The organism is Citrobacter sp. RHBSTW-01013, from assembly GCF_013781985.1.
In the GTDB taxonomy this organism is placed as follows: Bacteria; Pseudomonadota; Gammaproteobacteria; order Enterobacterales; family Enterobacteriaceae; genus Citrobacter; species Citrobacter braakii.
Genome location: NZ_CP056185.1, coordinates 4,209,600 through 4,224,518 on the forward strand (window position 1 = coordinate 4,209,600; position 14,919 = coordinate 4,224,518).

Below are 14,919 nucleotides of genomic sequence, written 5' to 3' on the forward strand. Positions count from 1 at the left end.
CAAGCACAAAGCGACCGGGCCAATTTTTTTCCTCGACGGATAAGCGCAGCGCCATCCACTAATAATGGCTTAAATTAATGTTCCATAAATGGTCAGCACGGCAATGACCACCACCACCACAAACGAGGTCTTCTTCGCCATCGAAACCGCGGCTTTTGGCGTTGCGACTTTATCGGTATGTGGTTCACGCGCTAAAGAAAACTGCGCAAGGCGAGTAAGCACCTGATATTGCGAAGTATGCAGATCCGCCAGCGACGCAAACCAGGCAGGCAACGCCTTCTCGCCGTGCCCCAGCAGCGCATAGACGACACCCGCCAGGCGCACCGGGATCCAGTCCAGCACATGCAGGATCGCATCGATACCTGATTGTAAACGCTGGTGCGGCGTCTGATAGCGCGCCAGCCAGGACTGCCAGGCACGTAGAAAGGCATAACCCACCAGCGTCACCGGTCCCCACGGGCCACCGACAATCAGCCAGAATAACGGCGCCAGATAAAAGCGAAAGTTGTTCCATAACAGCGCGTTCTGCAGTTCACGCAAGAACTCACGCTCATCGCACTCAGGCGGAATCCCATGAATCAAGGTCAGCTCGCTGGCCATCGCTTCACGGGCGTGAGCGTCATCGCGAGCAGCCGCATTCAGATAGGCATGATAATGAAGACGCGTCTTGCCAGCGCCGATGCACAGCAAACCAATTAAGATCCACGCCACCAGCAAAGGCACGTTAAACAGCAGGCCTTGAAGTGCGCGCAGCAGCAGGAACGTCACCCCCATCGCAATAAGGGCCATGCCTACCGTACGCATCATCGAAAAATGCTTCACCCGGCGGAAAAAAGCTTCAACCCGGTGATCAAGCTGCCAGTGCTCACCCAGCTTAAACAGGCGTTCAACAATCAACACCAGTAATGTTGTAAACAGCGTCATGTCATCTCCTTGTGCGACGAGGGGGTGACCAGGGCGCGAAACCTTGCCCAGTCAAAAGAGGGCCCGGGATCGGTCTTACGCTCGGGCGCAATATTGCAATGTCCTGTCATGTTGTTGGCAATGGCCGGATAACGCGTAATCAGGGCATTCGTCACGGCTGCCAGTTGCTGATACTGCGCATCGGTATAAGCCAGCGTATCCGTCCCTTCCAGCTCAATACCAATTGAGAAATCATTACAGCGTTCGCGGCCTTGATAGTTCGACACGCCAGCATGCCAGGCGCGTTTATCAAAGGGGACATACTGCACGATTTCACCGTCACGGCGAATTAAACAATGTGCCGAAACGCGCAAATGGGCGATCCCGGCAAAATAAGGATGGGCATTGGGATCAATCGTGCCCGTAAACAGCGCATCGATCCACGGGCCGCCAAACTCGCCGGGCGGCAGGCTGATATTATGCACCACCAGCAGAGAAGGGTTTTCGTCATCCGGGCGGCAATCGTAATGAGGAGAGGGAACGCGTCGCGCCTCTGCCAGCCAGCCCTCGTCTAACAACATGCAGAATCTCCTTATTGGTGGTGCTCATATCAGGTTCAGGGTAGCATGTTTCCACCTTATGATTCGTTAGCAATTTGGAGTTTTATCATGCCGCCTCGCCGCTATAACCCTGACTACCGACGTGACGCGCTGTTGGAACGCATAAATCTGGATATCCCTGCCGCTGTAGCTCAGGCGCTGCGTGAAGATTTAGGCGGAGAAGTTGATGCCAATAACGATATCACCGCACAGCTTTTACCCGCGGAGATGCGCTCCCACGCCACCGTGATCACCCGCGAAGATGGCGTTTTTTGTGGAAAACGTTGGGTTGAAGAGGTCTTTATTCAACTGGCGGGCGATGATGTCAACATCACCTGGCATGTCGAAGATGGCGACAGCATTAAGACCAATCAGCCGCTATTTGAACTGGACGGCCCTTCCCGCGTGCTGCTAACCGGCGAACGTACCGCGCTTAATTTTGTACAGACGCTTTCGGGTGTGGCGAGCGAGGTGCGTAAATACGTCGACCTGCTGGCGGGAACAAAAACCCAACTGCTGGATACACGTAAAACTCTGCCGGGGCTGCGTACCGCGCTGAAATACGCCGTATTATGCGGCGGCGGCGCGAATCATCGTCTGGGCCTTTCTGACGCTTTCCTGATTAAAGAAAACCACATTATTGCTTCAGGTTCGGTACGTCAGGCCGTTGAAAAAGCCTTCTGGCTGCACCCGGATGTGCCGGTTGAAGTCGAAGTAGAAAGCCTGGATGAACTGGACGACGCGCTGAAAGCAGGGGCCGACATCATCATGCTCGATAACTTCGAAACTGACCAAATGCGGGAAGCGGTAAAACGCACCAACGGCCAGGCGCGTCTGGAAGTGTCGGGTAACGTCACTCATGAAACTCTGCGCGAATTTGCCGAAACTGGCGTGGATTTCATATCTGTTGGCGCGCTGACCAAGCATGTTCGCGCGCTCGATCTCTCTATGCGTTTTCGCTAATTACTGATGGTTTAGCCCGATAGTACTTTCACTTATCGGGCCCATCACGCCGGTTTTTCTATCGGCCGGATAAGCGTTTACGCCGCCATACGGCTGTTTCTTCGAGCCTCTTCGCAAATACGTTGTCTGACTCTGTAATTTCATAAAAATCCTCGGAACCCGCCTTCCCGTTCTGTTTTTTGCCTCTCGCCGTAAACCCGAGCGTTTGCCAAAGTAGCGCCAGCTAACTCAAGGAGCGAACGATGGACAAGCAACGAGGCTTCACACTTATCGAACTCATGGTGGTCATTGGCATTATTGCCATCCTTAGCGCCATCGGTATTCCGGCTTATCAAAACTATCTGCGCAAAGCCGCGTTAACAGACATGCTGCAAACCTTTGTTCCCTATCGCACGGCAGTTGAGCTCTGTGCGCTGGAGCATGGCGGAACAACAACCTGTGATGCCGGAACGAATGGCATCCCTTCTCCAGCCACCACCCGTTATGTCTCCGCCATGAGAGTTGAAAAAGGAGTGGTCAGCCTCAGCGGACAAGAAAGCCTGAACGGGTTAAGCATCACCATGACGCCGGGTTGGGACAATGCCAACGGTATTACTGGCTGGAGCCGTAACTGCGTTATCCAGAATGACAGCGCATTGCAACAGGCCTGTGAAGACGTTTTCCGTTTCGATATCAATTAAGGAAAAGAGATGAATACCACCCAACTTACGGCGCTGTGCCAACGTCATCAGGGAATATTACTGGATGCAGACAATGAAGTGGTGCACATCGCCGTCGTGGACGCTCCATCCCACGAATTGCTGGACGCACTGCATTTTGCCACCACCCGACGTATCGACATCGTCTGCTGGACGCGTCAACAAATGGAAGGCCACACGCACACGCCACAGAAAATGCTCCCGGCAGTGGTCACGAAAAGCAGCGCCAGCGCAGCAGATTTGCTGAATCAGACGTTTCAATCCGCTCTGGTGCAACGGGCTTCTGATATTCATTTTGAGCCAGCGGAAAATCACTATCGAATCAGATTACGTGTGGATGGCGTACTGCATGCTTTACCGGACGTCACGACCGAGATGGGTATCGCCATCACTGCCAGACTAAAAGTTTTAGGCAGTCTGGATATTGCCGAGCACCGACTTTCGCAAGACGGTCAATTTACCGTTGAGATTTCAGGAGAGCCGGTCTCGTTTCGCATCGCCACCCTGCCCTGTCGCTTTGGCGAAAAAGTGGTGCTACGGCTACTGCATCAGGTCGATCAAGCGCTGGAAATCACCGCGCTGGGAATGCAGGACGCGCAGCTGGCAGCATTTTCACAAGCGTTGCAGCAGCCTCAGGGGCTGATTCTGGTCACCGGACCAACCGGAAGCGGTAAAACGGTCACGCTGTACAGTGCGCTGCAGACCCGAAACACTCCGGACGTTAACCTCTGTAGCGTGGAAGATCCAGTAGAGATCCCGATCGCAGGTCTTAACCAAACACAAATTCATCCACGTGCCGGTCTCACTTTTCAGGGAGTATTGCGCGCGCTGCTGCGCCAGGATCCCGACATTATCATGGTGGGTGAAATCCGTGATGGCGAAACGGCTGAAATAGCCCTTAAAGCCGCACAAACCGGTCATCTGGTTCTATCAACACTGCATACCAATTCCACCACAGAAACACTAATACGCTTGCAGCAAATGGGGGTTGCACGCTGGATGATCGCCTCCGCGCTAACGCTCGTTATTGCGCAGCGGTTGGTGAGAAAATTGTGTCCCCATTGCCGACAATGTCTGGAAACGCCGATCATGCTCCCGGAAGCGATCTGGCCTACGCCACTGCCTCGTTGGCAGGCTCCGGGCTGCCAACATTGCTATCACGGATTTTATGGCCGTACGGCATTGTTTGAAGTTCTCCCCGTTACACCTGCATTGCGCCAGAGCATCGCCAACGGTACGTCCGTAGACGGAGTGGAATCGAATGCTCAGCAACTGGGGATGAGCACGCTTTTCGAAAATGGTTGCAAGGCCGTCGAACAAGGGTTAACAACATTTGAAGAGTTGGTACGCGTACTGGGCATGCCCCATGTCAGCTAAACTGCTTTGGCGCTGGCAAGGTATTAGCAACGAAGGTAATCCACTGGAAGGCGTACTTTGGGCCGATACCCGCCCCTCATTGATGCTTGCACTTGAGCAACGGCATATTACGCCGCTGCGCATTAATCGTATGCGTGTCAAAGCCTCACAATGGAGCCGTGAAAAAAGCGCTGAAACCATACATCAACTGGCGACGTTGCTGAAAGCAGGGCTAACACTCTCGGCAAGTTTAGCTTTGCTGGCTGAACAGCATCCCAGCAGCCAATGGCAAGCGCTACTGCGCACGCTGGCTCACGATATGGAACAGGGTATTTCTCTCTCCACCTCGCTATCTCAGTGGCAACACGTTTTTCCGCCTCTTTATCAGGCAATGATCCGTACCGGAGAGCTTACGGGTAAGCTGGACGACTGCTGCTTTGAACTCGCTCGCCAGCAGAAGAATCAACAGCAACTGGCGGATAAAGTTAAAAAAGCCCTACGCTATCCGATATTCATCATCACGATGGCAGTGATGGTGGTATTCGCGATGCTGCAGTTTGTACTCCCTGAGTTTGCCGCCATTTACCAGACGTTTAACACCCCGCTACCGGCACTCACTCAGTGGATTATTGCCATCGCGCATTTTAGCAGCCAATGGGGATGGCTGGCGGGAGCATTCAGCCTGGTAGCGGTTGCAGCATATCACCTGATGAAGCAGCAGCCATACTGGCTCACTCTGCGCCAGAAATTGCTGCTCGGCTTCCCGGTCATAGGACCGATGGTGAGAGGGCAAAAACTCACACAGATCTTCACTGTTCTGGCGTTAACGCAAAATGCAGGTATTCCTTTTCTGCAAGGTCTTGAGAGCGTCACTGAAACGCTGGCCAACCCTTTCTGGTCGCAACGCTTAGCGCAGGTACATCACGACATCAGCGCCGGAAAACCGGTCTGGTTAGCGCTAAAAAATTGCGGTGAATTCAGCCCATTGTGCATACAGTTGGTCAGAACAGGTGAGGCTTCCGGCTCGCTGGATGTAATGCTGCGTAATCTCGCCTATCACCACGGCGAGAAAACATTGTCTCAGGCAGAGAATCTGGCTGCACTACTCGAGCCTGCGTTGCTGATCATTACGGGGCTGATAATCGGTACACTGGTCGTTGCGATGTATTTGCCGATTTTTCATTTAGGAGATGCGATGAGCGGGGTGGGATAAATTCAAATGCCGGATGGCGCACAGCTTATCCGGCATGTCATAGTACTACCTGTTCTTACAGGCTATTGAAAACGCGGTTTTCTTGTTCCTGTACACGAATAAACGTTGTACGTTTGGTCAGTTCTTTCAGGCGAGATGCACCGACATAGGTACAGGCAGAACGCAGGCCACCAAGGATATCGCGTGCAGTGTTATCAACCGGGCCACGCAGAGGCAACTTAACTGTTTTACCTTCCGCAGCGCGGTATTGTGCAACACCACCGACGTGACGCGTCATGGCTGATTCAGAGCTCATGCCGTAGAACAGCATGAATTTCTCACCGTTCTCTTCAACAATTTTGCCGCCGCTTTCTTCATGACCGGCCAACATACCGCCGAGCATAACGAAGTCCGCGCCACCGCCGAACGCTTTTGCCACGTCACCCGGCATTGTGCAGCCGCCGTCACTGACAATCATGCCGCCCAGACCGTGAGCTGCATCGGCACATTCAATAACCGCAGAAAGCTGTGGGTAGCCAACGCCGGTTTTTACACGTGTGGTACATACAGAACCCGGGCCAATGCCGACTTTAACAATGTCCGCGCCGGAAAGTACCAGCTCTTCACACATTTCTCCAGTAACCACATTGCCCGCACAAATTGTTTTTGTCGGCCATGCTTCACGCGCTTTCGACACAAACTGAACAAAATGCTCTGAGTAGCCATTTGCCACATCAATGCAGATAAAGTTCAGCGCCGGGTTGAGCGCCAGAATCTGTTTGGTTTTTTCGAAATCTGCATCAGAGGTGCCGGTTGAAACCATTACGTGTTTGAGCACATCAGCAGAGCTCTCTGCGATGAAAGCAGCCCAGTCTTCAACAGAATAGTGTTTGTGTACCGCAGTCAGGATGTCGAAGGATGCCAGCGCCGTTGCCATGGCAAACGTCCCGACAGTGTCCATGTTCGCGGCAATAATCGGTACGCCGGACCAGGTCTGACCTGAGTGCTTAAAGGTAAATTGACGTTCCAGCTCAACATCGGAACGGCTTTTGAGAGTAGAACGCTTAGGGCGGATAAGAACGTCTTTGAAACCTAACTTCAGATCTTCTTCGATACGCATGTGCGGATTCCTGGGGTTAATGGCGAAAAATCGAAACTCACAACTCCAGTGACGCTATCATACGCACTAATCAATGCCGCGCAAGACTGCGAAATTCTCTTTTTTTACGCTACAATCCCATAAATTTACCTGGCGAATAGTAGGTTAATCCTGCAGCAACCTCGCCGTCGCACGCTTAACTTTTAACTGTTTGATAATCAAACTTAAACTCCAGGATCTGCATCTATGAGGTATACGGTAGCCTTAACCGGTGGCATTGGCAGTGGTAAAAGTACCGTTGCAAATGCGTTCGCAGACCTCGGAATAAACGTCATTGATGCAGATATTATTGCGCGCCAGGTGGTTGAACCCGGTACCCCAGCCCTTAAGGCGATCGAAGAACATTTTGGTACCGAAGTTATAGCTACCGACGGATCGTTGCAGCGACGCATTTTACGCGAACGCATTTTTTCCAGTCCTGAGGAGAAAAGCTGGCTGAATGCCCTGCTCCATCCGCTTATTCAGCAGGAAACGCAGCGCCAGTTTCAGCAAGCAACCTCCCCTTATCTGTTGTGGGTTGTACCTTTGCTGGTGGAAAATTCGCTGTATAAAAAAGCCAACCGCGTACTCGTGGTGGATGTTACTCCCGAGACACAGCTCAGACGCACTATGCAGCGCGATGACGTCACGCGTGAGCATGTTGAACAAATTCTTGCTGCCCAGGCAACGCGCGAAGCGCGTCTGGCCGTGGCAGACGATGTTATTGATAATAATGGCGCACCGGAGGCCATCGCCTCGGATGTCGCCCGCCTGCACGCGCTCTATCTGCAATGCGCGTTGCAGTTTGTCTCACAGGAAAAACCGTAATGCACACCCAGGTCCTTTTTGAACACCCTCTCAATGAGAAGATGCGTACATGGCTGCGCATAGAGTTTTTAATCCAACAGCTCTCCGTTAATGTACCCATAGCGGACCATGCAGGCGCACTGCATTTTTTCCGCAACATCGGGGACTTACTGGATGTCTTTGAACGCGGCGAAGTCCGTACCGAACTCCTCAAAGAGCTGGAAAGACAACAGCGTAAACTCCAGGCCTGGGTTGAAGTTCCCGGCGTCGATCAAAACAGGATCGACGCATTGCGCCAGCAGTTAAAAAGCGCGGGCAGCATTCTTATTTCGGCTCCGCGTATTGGACAGACGCTGCGCGAAGATCGTCTGATTGGCCTTGTACGTCAGCGTTTAAGCATTCCTGGCGGATGCTGCAGCTTCGATCTGCCGACCCTGCATATTTGGTTACATCTACCGCAGTCGCATCGCGACGCGCAGGTTGAAACCTGGCTTGCAAGTCTGAATCCGCTCAATCAGGCACTGTCGCTGGTGCTGGATTTAATTCGCAACTCTGCGCCATTCCGTAAGCAAACCAGCTTGAATGGTTTTTATCAGGACAACGGCGAAGATGCCGATCTGCTTCGCTTGCAGCTGCCGCTTGATTCGCAGCTTTATCCGCAAATTTCTGGTCATAAGAGCCGCTTTGCTATCCGCTTTATGCCGCTGGATAGCGAGAATGGCCAGGTGCCTGAGCGTCTCGATTTTGATCTGGCGTGCTGTTAAGGAGTCAACATGTCTGAACAAACCATCGTCAACTGCCCAACCTGCGGCAAACCCGTAGTGTGGGGTGAAATCAGCCCGTTTCGCCCATTCTGCAGCAAGCGCTGCCAGTTAATCGATCTGGGTGAGTGGGCCGCAGAAGAGAAACGTATCCCAAGCTCTGGTGATCTGTCGGAAAACGACGACTGGAGTGAAGAGCAGAAGTAATTCAGCTAAAACGTAGGGCGGGCAAAGCGTAGCGACCCCGCCCTAATTTGCCGGATGGTGGGGTTGCCTAATCCGGCCTACGAACACCTTTATCCAGCAATCAGCTTTTCAATTACCGGCGCATTCGCAGGCGGAAAATCTTCTGTATTCAGAGCATCTTGCGCAATCCACTGCGCCGGTTGCCCCTCTTTCCCCCACGGTTCGCCTTCCCAGCTTTCAACCAGCCAGAACCACAGAGTGATATGCCGGTCCGGAAACTGGTACTCCAGCTTTTCGAACAGTGAGCTTTGAGTCGGCGTAATGCCTACTTCTTCCTGTAACTCGCGAATCAGCGCCTGCTCCGGCGTTTCGCCCGCTTCAATTTTCCCGCCGGGGAACTCCAGCTTATTTGCCATGTGGGCATCAGCCGCACGCTGGGTAATAAAAATTTCATGGTGCTGGTTGCGAATAATCCCGACGGCGATCTGTAGTATTTTCATCTTTATCGTCCATAAAAAAGGCGCAGAATTCTGCGCCTTTTCAGTAAGTTATTTTCTTAACTCAGGCGGCCATGGCACTGTTTGTACTTTTTGCCGGAACCGCAAGGACACGGATCGTTACGACCCACTTTACGATCGCCAGTTTGTGCTGCCAGCTCTTCTGCCGCGGCAGAATCGTCACCTTTATGGCTCAACTGCTGCATCTGCGCTAAACGTTCAGCGTCTTCACGACGTTGCTGCTCCATCGCTTCTACTTCTTCAGGCATACGTACCTGAACTTTGCTCAGGGTGCTGATCACTTCGTACTTCAGTGATTCCAGCATTGATGCAAACATAGAGAAGGATTCACGCTTGTATTCCTGCTTCGGATCTTTTTGCGCATAACCACGCAGGTGGATACCCTGACGCAGGTAGTCCATCGCCGCAAGGTGCTCTTTCCACAGAGAATCGAGAGTTTGCAGCATCACGCCTTTTTCGAAGTGACGCATCATCTCCGCGCCCACAACTTCTTCTTTACGCTGATAAACTTCGATGGCGTTTGCCAGAATACGTTCGCGCAGCGTTTCCTCATGCAGCTCAGGCTCTTTATCCAGCCACTCTGAAATAGGCATTTCCAGATCGAAGTCGTTTTTCAGACGTTCCTGCAGACCCGGGATATCCCACATTTCTTCCAGAGACTGCGGCGGAATATAGGCATCAATCGTCGCTTTGAAGACATCCTCACGGATGCTATTAATGGTTTCGCTAACGTCAGTTACGTCCAGCAGTTCGTTACGCTGGGTGTAGATTGCGCGACGCTGGTCATTGGCAACGTCATCATATTCCAGCAGTTGCTTACGAATATCGAAGTTGCGGCTTTCTACTTTACGCTGCGCGTTTGCAATCGCTTTAGTCACCCACGGGTGTTCAATCGCTTCACCAGGCTTCATGCCCAGTTTACGCATCATGCCGGACACGCGGTCAGAAGCAAAAATACGCATCAGCGCATCTTCCATCGACAGATAGAAACGAGAAGACCCCGCATCCCCCTGACGACCAGAACGACCACGCAGCTGGTTATCTATACGACGAGATTCGTGACGCTCGGTACCGATAATATGTAAACCACCTGCTGCTAATACCGCATCATGGCGAACCTGCCACTCGGCTTTGATCTGCGCGATTTGTTCTGGAGTCGGGTCCTCCAGCTCGGCAATTTCCGCCTGCCAGCTACCACCCAGCACGATATCGGTACCACGACCTGCCATGTTTGTCGCGATAGTCACTGCGGACGGATAACCCGCCTGGGCGACGATTGCGGCTTCGTTGGCGTGGAACTTGGCGTTCAGAACGTTGTGTTTGATACCCGCCTTGTTCAGCTCGTTAGAAACCACTTCCGATTTTTCAATAGAGATAGTACCAACCAGCACCGGCTGGCCATTTGCGGTACGCTCTTTAATATCTTCAATGATCGCCTGAATTTTTTCCGCTTCAGTCATGTACACCAGATCCGGTAAATCCTTACGGATCATCGGGCGGTTGGTCGGCACAACAACGGTATCCAGTTTGTAAATGGAGCTGAATTCAAAGGCTTCAGTATCTGCTGTACCGGTCATACCGGCCAGTTTTTCGTACAAACGGAAGTAGTTCTGGAAGGTAATAGATGCCAGCGTCTGGTTCTCGTTTTGGATATCTACGCCTTCTTTGGCTTCAACAGCCTGGTGCAGACCATCGGACCAGCGGCGGCCCTGCATGGTACGACCGGTGTGTTCGTCGACGATGATAACTTCACCGTCTTTCACGATATAGTCAACGTCGCGGGTAAACAGCACGTGCGCACGCAGTGCAGCAGTCACGTGGTGCATCAGCATAATGTTGCCCGGAGAGTACAGCGACTCGCCCTCATCCATAATGCCTTCGTTAACCAACAGCTCTTCAATCAGTACCAGACCACGTTCGGTCAGGTTGACCTGGCGCGCTTTCTCATCAACAGAGAAGTGGCCTTCCCCCTGGAACGTGTCGGAATCGTCCTTCTCCTGACGAATCAGGTGCGGGATGATTTTGTTCACTTTTTTATACATTTCCGAGCTGTCTTCAGCCGGACCGGAAATGATCAGCGGCGTACGCGCTTCATCGATCAGGATGGAGTCGACTTCATCGACCAGCGCATAGTGCAGTTTACGCTGAACGCGCTCTTCCGGGCTAAACGCCATGTTGTCGCGCAGGTAGTCAAAGCCGTATTCGTTGTTGGTACCGTAAGTAATATCGGCATTGTAGGCTTCACGCTTGGCTGGCGCAGGCAGGCCAGACATGTTGATACCCACGGTCATGCCGAGGAATTCAAACAGCGGGCGGTTATTTTCGGCGTCACGCTGAGCCAGGTAGTCGTTCACGGTAACCACGTGTACACCCTTCCCGCTTAATGCGTTCAGGTAGGCAGGCAGCGTTGCGGTCAGGGTTTTACCTTCACCGGTACGCATTTCTGCGATGCAGCGATCGTTAAGCACCATACCACCCAGCAGCTGTACGTCGAAATGACGCATGCCGAACACACGCTTACTCGCTTCGCGGACCACCGCGAACGCTTCCGGGATCAGGCTTTCAACGCTGGCGCCTTTTTCCAGACGGGCGCGGAATTCAGCGGTCTTCGCTTTCAGTTCATCATCGGAGAGTTTTTCCATCTCCGGTTCCATTGCATTGATGACATTGACCACTTTACGCATACGACGCAGCGTACGCTCGTTACGGCTACCGAATACTTTTGTTAATAATTTGATTAGCATAATAAAATCTCAAACGCCCCGCGATGCGGAGTCAAAATTATAAGTTGGAAGGTTCTTTTTTAGCTGAGGCGTTGAGGGCCAGCGCGGATACCCTGCAGCTGGCTGATCCAGACCGGAACGCTAAATGCGGCCTGAGAGGTAAAATGGGCATATGTCACGCGACTCACGGTCGCGGGCGGTCTGCCTTCTTGCGTCAGCATCGCGCTGAGCGTATTCAGTAACGCAAGATGGTGCGCCTGGATTGGCAACGGCTCTTCGGCAACAGGCAGCGCCTGAGGAGCCATAGCAAAAGAAAGATGGCGAATGACCGTACGAATGGCATGCTGATGCCAGTAGTCAACGGTAAAAGTCGGGCGGCGATTGGTCGCCTCCAGCAAAGCAAGCTGGCTAAAGTTAACTTTGGCAGATTGATCGTGATTGCTGGCGGTCGCCTTCGCGGGAGTATTAGGTTCAGCAGCATTACCGAGCGCAGGCAGGCCAAAACTAGCCGCGACCATCCCCAACAGGAGATGCGGCCAGAAGTACCGTCTGCCTAACTGTCGCCAACGCGTCAGTATTCCACTCACGTTATTGCCACCTGATATACCCTGCGTTTGGGGTTACAAATGCAAAACCATTTTTTTGCGCATAAATATTACCATTAAAGCGTACGCTCCACAGCAGTAATGACAGCAAGTCGCGGGTAAATATGCTTAAGAAAGCAGCGATCGAACGGTGTTTTAATCTGTCGGTGGGAAAAAAGTCGCTTCAGATAAGGTGGTTTTGCAATCGAAAGATAAAAAAACGACTGGCTCACCTGGCCGGAGAGAGTGCCAGATTTACCAGTCGAATTTATGCGACAGCGTATGTCGTTATGCCAGTACAGTCGAAGGTGCTTTGAACGCCAACGGCAGTTCTGCATCGTCCTGGAAGGTCACATATTCCCAGGCTTCCTGTTTTGCCAGGACTGCCTGCAATAGTTTGTTATTCAGTGCATGACCGGATTTATACGCGGTGAATGCACCAATAATGTTGTGACCACACATGAACAAGTCACCAATCGCGTCGAGCATTTTGTGACGAACGAATTCGTCTTCAAAACGCAGGCCGTCTTCGTTCAATACGCGATAATCGTCAACAACGATGGCACAATCGAAGCTGCCGCCCAGGCACAGGCCGCGGGACTGCAGATATTCGATATCACGCATGAAGCCGAAAGTACGCGCGCGGCTGATCTGGCGCATGAACGCATCCGCAGAGAAGTTCATCGCGTAGCGCTGCGTGCTGGAGTCGATCGCCGGATGGTTAAAGTCGATGGTGAAATCCAACGTAAAACCATTATACGGCTTAAACTCAGCCCACTTATCGCCATCTTCGACACGAACGGTCTCTTTGATGCGAACAAATTTTTTGGCGCTGCTCAGTTCTTCAATACCTGCATCAAGCAGCAGGTAAACGAACGGAGCGGCACTGCCATCCATAATCGGGATTTCCGGGGCATTAACTTCAATAACGATGTTATCGATACCTAAGCCCGCCAGAGCAGCATTAAGGTGCTCTACGGTTGAAATCCGCACATCATGCTCATTGACCAGACACGTACAGAGCATGGTATCACGCACAGATTTGGCATCGGCCGGGAAATCTACCGGAGGATTCAAGTCGGTGCGACGATAGATGACCCCGGTGTTGGCCGGCGCAGGGCGTAATGTCAGGGTGACTTTTTTGCCGGTATGCAAACCGACGCCAGTCGCCTGAACGATACGTTTAAGAGTCCTTTGTTTGATCATCGTATAATCTCGCCAAATTACCTATCCAACCGAAGTGTACTATACATTCGGTGGGCCAGTTTAGCACAAAGAGCCACAATTCCCAAATTCCAGCTAATTCTTAATCAGCTTGCTTACGCAGGAATGCAGGGATATCCAGATAATCCGGCTCTTTCGTGGTTTGCGGCGTATTGTCGTTAACCACTTTCGCTACCGGTTTCTGCTCTTGCGTCAACGGCGCCATACCGTGCTGCTGGTAACGATCCATTACCGGCTGCTGTACCTGTTTGTTGGTCACCAGAGTGATTTCAGGACGCTTGTCCATACCAATTCCAGTCGCAACAACGGTCACGCGCAGTTCGTCGTTCATATCCGGGTCCAGAGAGGTACCGATAACCACAGTTGCGTTATCCGATGCAAAGGCACGAATCGTGTTACCCACGGTTTCGAACTCATCCAGACGCAGGTCGAAGCCCGCAGTAATGTTAACCAGCACGCCGCGTGCGCCGGACAGATCGATATCTTCCAGCAGCGGAGAAGAGATAGCCATTTCAGCCGCTTCTTCTGCACGGTCTTCACCGCTCGCCACGCCAGAACCCATCATCGCGTAGCCCATTTCGGACATCACGGTGCGCACGTCTGCAAAGTCGACGTTCATCAGGCCTGGACGAGTAATCAGTTCAGCGATACCCTGGACTGCGCCTTTCAGCACGTCGTTCGCTGCGCCAAATGCATCCAGCAGGGAGATACCACGGCCCAGTACTTTCAGCAGCTTGTCGTTCGGGATAGTGATCAGAGAGTCCACGTGTTTGGACAGCTCGGTGATACCCTGCTCCGCGAATGCCATACGCTTCTTGCCTTCAAAGTTGAAAGGCTTAGTCACGACAGCAACGGTCAGAATACCTAAATCTTTTGCGACTTCAGCTACCACTGGCGCTGCACCGGTACCGGTACCGCCGCCCATGCCAGCTGCGATAAACACCATGTCTGCGCCGTCAAGCGCTGCGCGCAGAGCTTCGCGATCTTCGTCTGCCGCATTACGACCGACTTCCGGGTTTGCACCCGCGCCCAGACCTTTGGTGATGCCGCTACCAATCTGAATGGTCTGTCCAACCGCAGTTTTACGCAACGCCTGAGCGTCGGTATTCACCGCGAAGAATTCAACACCTTCGATGCGCTCACGCACCATGTGTTCAACGGCATTACCGCCGCCGCCACCGACGCCGATGACTTTAATCACCGCGTCGTTGGTTAGTTCCATAGGTTCAAACATAGTTTCTCTCTCCGTTTTACACTTCATCCTTCA

General features: G+C 52.5%; 15 protein-coding genes. 7 read left to right on the forward strand and 8 right to left on the reverse strand.

The genetic code is table 11. The features are described 5' to 3' along the window. Positions 1-69: 69 nt before the first annotated feature. Both ampE and ampD read right to left on the reverse strand, forming a co-directional pair. Positions 70-924 carry a beta-lactamase regulator AmpE gene (ampE, locus tag HV350_RS20250; protein WP_016155697.1) on the reverse strand — a complete coding sequence of 285 codons (855 nt, stop codon included), beginning with the start codon at positions 922-924 and terminating at the stop codon, positions 70-72. After that, positions 921-1,484: a 1,6-anhydro-N-acetylmuramyl-L-alanine amidase AmpD gene (ampD, locus tag HV350_RS20255; RefSeq protein ID WP_016151712.1), complete on the reverse strand. Its 564-nt coding sequence runs from the start codon at positions 1,482-1,484 to the stop codon at positions 921-923. The genes ampE and ampD overlap by 4 nt, the downstream gene beginning before the upstream one ends. Positions 1,485-1,571: 87 nt before the next feature. On the opposite strand from ampD, the gene nadC reads away from it, so the two are divergent. From nadC to hofC, 4 genes are all read left to right on the forward strand, one after another. Beyond that, positions 1,572-2,465 (forward strand): carboxylating nicotinate-nucleotide diphosphorylase, encoded by an 894-nt coding sequence (gene nadC, locus HV350_RS20260; RefSeq protein ID WP_047358402.1) that lies wholly within the window; start codon positions 1,572-1,574, stop codon positions 2,463-2,465. 242 nt (positions 2,466-2,707) lie between these two features. Next, positions 2,708-3,145, forward strand: coding sequence for a prepilin peptidase-dependent pilin (ppdD, locus tag HV350_RS20265; RefSeq protein ID WP_181629213.1), 438 nt, complete (start codon positions 2,708-2,710; stop codon positions 3,143-3,145). Between the two features lie 9 nt (positions 3,146-3,154). Further along, positions 3,155-4,540, forward strand: a complete 1,386-nt coding sequence (gene gspE / locus HV350_RS20270; protein ID WP_181629215.1) for a type II secretion system protein GspE — start codon at positions 3,155-3,157, stop codon at positions 4,538-4,540. Beyond that, complete coding sequence (gene hofC, locus HV350_RS20275) at positions 4,530-5,732, forward strand: protein transport protein HofC (protein WP_181629216.1); 1,203 nt, start codon at positions 4,530-4,532, stop codon at positions 5,730-5,732. The genes gspE and hofC overlap by 11 nt, the downstream gene beginning before the upstream one ends. A 55-nt stretch (positions 5,733-5,787) precedes the next feature. Here the strand turns inward: hofC and HV350_RS20280 are convergent, their stop codons facing one another. Further along, positions 5,788-6,831 carry a GMP reductase gene (locus tag HV350_RS20280; protein ID WP_003829510.1) on the reverse strand — a complete coding sequence of 348 codons (1,044 nt, stop codon included), beginning with the start codon at positions 6,829-6,831 and terminating at the stop codon, positions 5,788-5,790. Between the two features lie 225 nt (positions 6,832-7,056). Here HV350_RS20280 and coaE point away from each other — a divergent pair, with 225 nt between their 5' ends. The 3 genes from coaE to yacG are packed head-to-tail and all read left to right on the forward strand — an operon-like array spanning position 7,057 to position 8,624. Beyond that, positions 7,057-7,677, forward strand: coding sequence for a dephospho-CoA kinase (coaE, locus tag HV350_RS20285; RefSeq protein WP_046275369.1), 621 nt, complete (start codon positions 7,057-7,059; stop codon positions 7,675-7,677). Further along, complete coding sequence (zapD, locus tag HV350_RS20290) at positions 7,677-8,420, forward strand: cell division protein ZapD (RefSeq protein WP_016151705.1); 744 nt, start codon at positions 7,677-7,679, stop codon at positions 8,418-8,420. The genes coaE and zapD overlap by 1 nt, the downstream gene beginning before the upstream one ends. 9 nt (positions 8,421-8,429) lie before the next feature. Beyond that, a complete protein-coding gene (yacG, locus tag HV350_RS20295; RefSeq protein ID WP_049269180.1) occupies positions 8,430-8,624 on the forward strand; it encodes a DNA gyrase inhibitor YacG in 195 nt (64 codons plus the stop codon). A gap of 89 nt (positions 8,625-8,713) precedes the next feature. On the opposite strand, the gene mutT is transcribed toward yacG, so the two are convergent. From mutT to ftsZ, 5 genes are all read right to left on the reverse strand, one after another. Next, positions 8,714-9,103: an 8-oxo-dGTP diphosphatase MutT gene (gene mutT, locus HV350_RS20300; protein WP_016155691.1), complete on the reverse strand. Its 390-nt coding sequence runs from the start codon at positions 9,101-9,103 to the stop codon at positions 8,714-8,716. A gap of 56 nt (positions 9,104-9,159) precedes the next feature. Beyond that, positions 9,160-11,865, reverse strand: a complete 2,706-nt coding sequence (gene secA / locus HV350_RS20305; RefSeq protein ID WP_016151702.1) for a preprotein translocase subunit SecA — start codon at positions 11,863-11,865, stop codon at positions 9,160-9,162. A gap of 59 nt (positions 11,866-11,924) precedes the next feature. Then, positions 11,925-12,431, reverse strand: coding sequence for a secA translation cis-regulator SecM (gene secM, locus HV350_RS20310; RefSeq protein ID WP_181629217.1), 507 nt, complete (start codon positions 12,429-12,431; stop codon positions 11,925-11,927). 285 nt (positions 12,432-12,716) lie between these two features. Then, positions 12,717-13,634 carry a UDP-3-O-acyl-N-acetylglucosamine deacetylase gene (gene lpxC / locus HV350_RS20315; RefSeq protein WP_006686706.1) on the reverse strand — a complete coding sequence of 306 codons (918 nt, stop codon included), beginning with the start codon at positions 13,632-13,634 and terminating at the stop codon, positions 12,717-12,719. Positions 13,635-13,734: 100 nt separating this feature from the next. Further along, on the reverse strand, positions 13,735-14,886 hold the full coding sequence (ftsZ, locus tag HV350_RS20320; RefSeq protein WP_003018753.1) for a cell division protein FtsZ: 1,152 nt from the start codon (positions 14,884-14,886) through the stop codon (positions 13,735-13,737). Positions 14,887-14,919: the final 33 nt, after the last annotated feature.

Excerpts from the sequence above, each read along its gene's own strand:
- ampE (WP_016155697.1), bottom strand. The coding sequence starts at position 924 with ATGACGCTGTTTACAACATTACTGGTGTTGATTGTTGAACGCCTGTTT.
- nadC (WP_047358402.1), top strand. The coding sequence starts at position 1,572 with ATGCCGCCTCGCCGCTATAACCCTGACTACCGACGTGACGCGCTGTTG.
- coaE (WP_046275369.1), top strand. The coding sequence starts at position 7,057 with ATGAGGTATACGGTAGCCTTAACCGGTGGCATTGGCAGTGGTAAAAGT.
- ppdD (WP_181629213.1), top strand. The coding sequence starts at position 2,708 with ATGGACAAGCAACGAGGCTTCACACTTATCGAACTCATGGTGGTCATT.
- secA (WP_016151702.1), bottom strand. The coding sequence starts at position 11,865 with ATGCTAATCAAATTATTAACAAAAGTATTCGGTAGCCGTAACGAGCGT.
- HV350_RS20280 (WP_003829510.1), bottom strand. The coding sequence starts at position 6,831 with ATGCGTATCGAAGAAGATCTGAAGTTAGGTTTCAAAGACGTTCTTATC.
- mutT (WP_016155691.1), bottom strand. The coding sequence starts at position 9,103 with ATGAAAATACTACAGATCGCCGTCGGGATTATTCGCAACCAGCACCAT.
- ampD (WP_016151712.1), bottom strand. The coding sequence starts at position 1,484 with ATGTTGTTAGACGAGGGCTGGCTGGCAGAGGCGCGACGCGTTCCCTCT.
- lpxC (WP_006686706.1), bottom strand. The coding sequence starts at position 13,634 with ATGATCAAACAAAGGACTCTTAAACGTATCGTTCAGGCGACTGGCGTC.
- yacG (WP_049269180.1), top strand. The coding sequence starts at position 8,430 with ATGTCTGAACAAACCATCGTCAACTGCCCAACCTGCGGCAAACCCGTA.
- zapD (WP_016151705.1), top strand. The coding sequence starts at position 7,677 with ATGCACACCCAGGTCCTTTTTGAACACCCTCTCAATGAGAAGATGCGT.
- hofC (WP_181629216.1), top strand. The coding sequence starts at position 4,530 with ATGTCAGCTAAACTGCTTTGGCGCTGGCAAGGTATTAGCAACGAAGGT.
- gspE (WP_181629215.1), top strand. The coding sequence starts at position 3,155 with ATGAATACCACCCAACTTACGGCGCTGTGCCAACGTCATCAGGGAATA.
- ftsZ (WP_003018753.1), bottom strand. The coding sequence starts at position 14,886 with ATGTTTGAACCTATGGAACTAACCAACGACGCGGTGATTAAAGTCATC.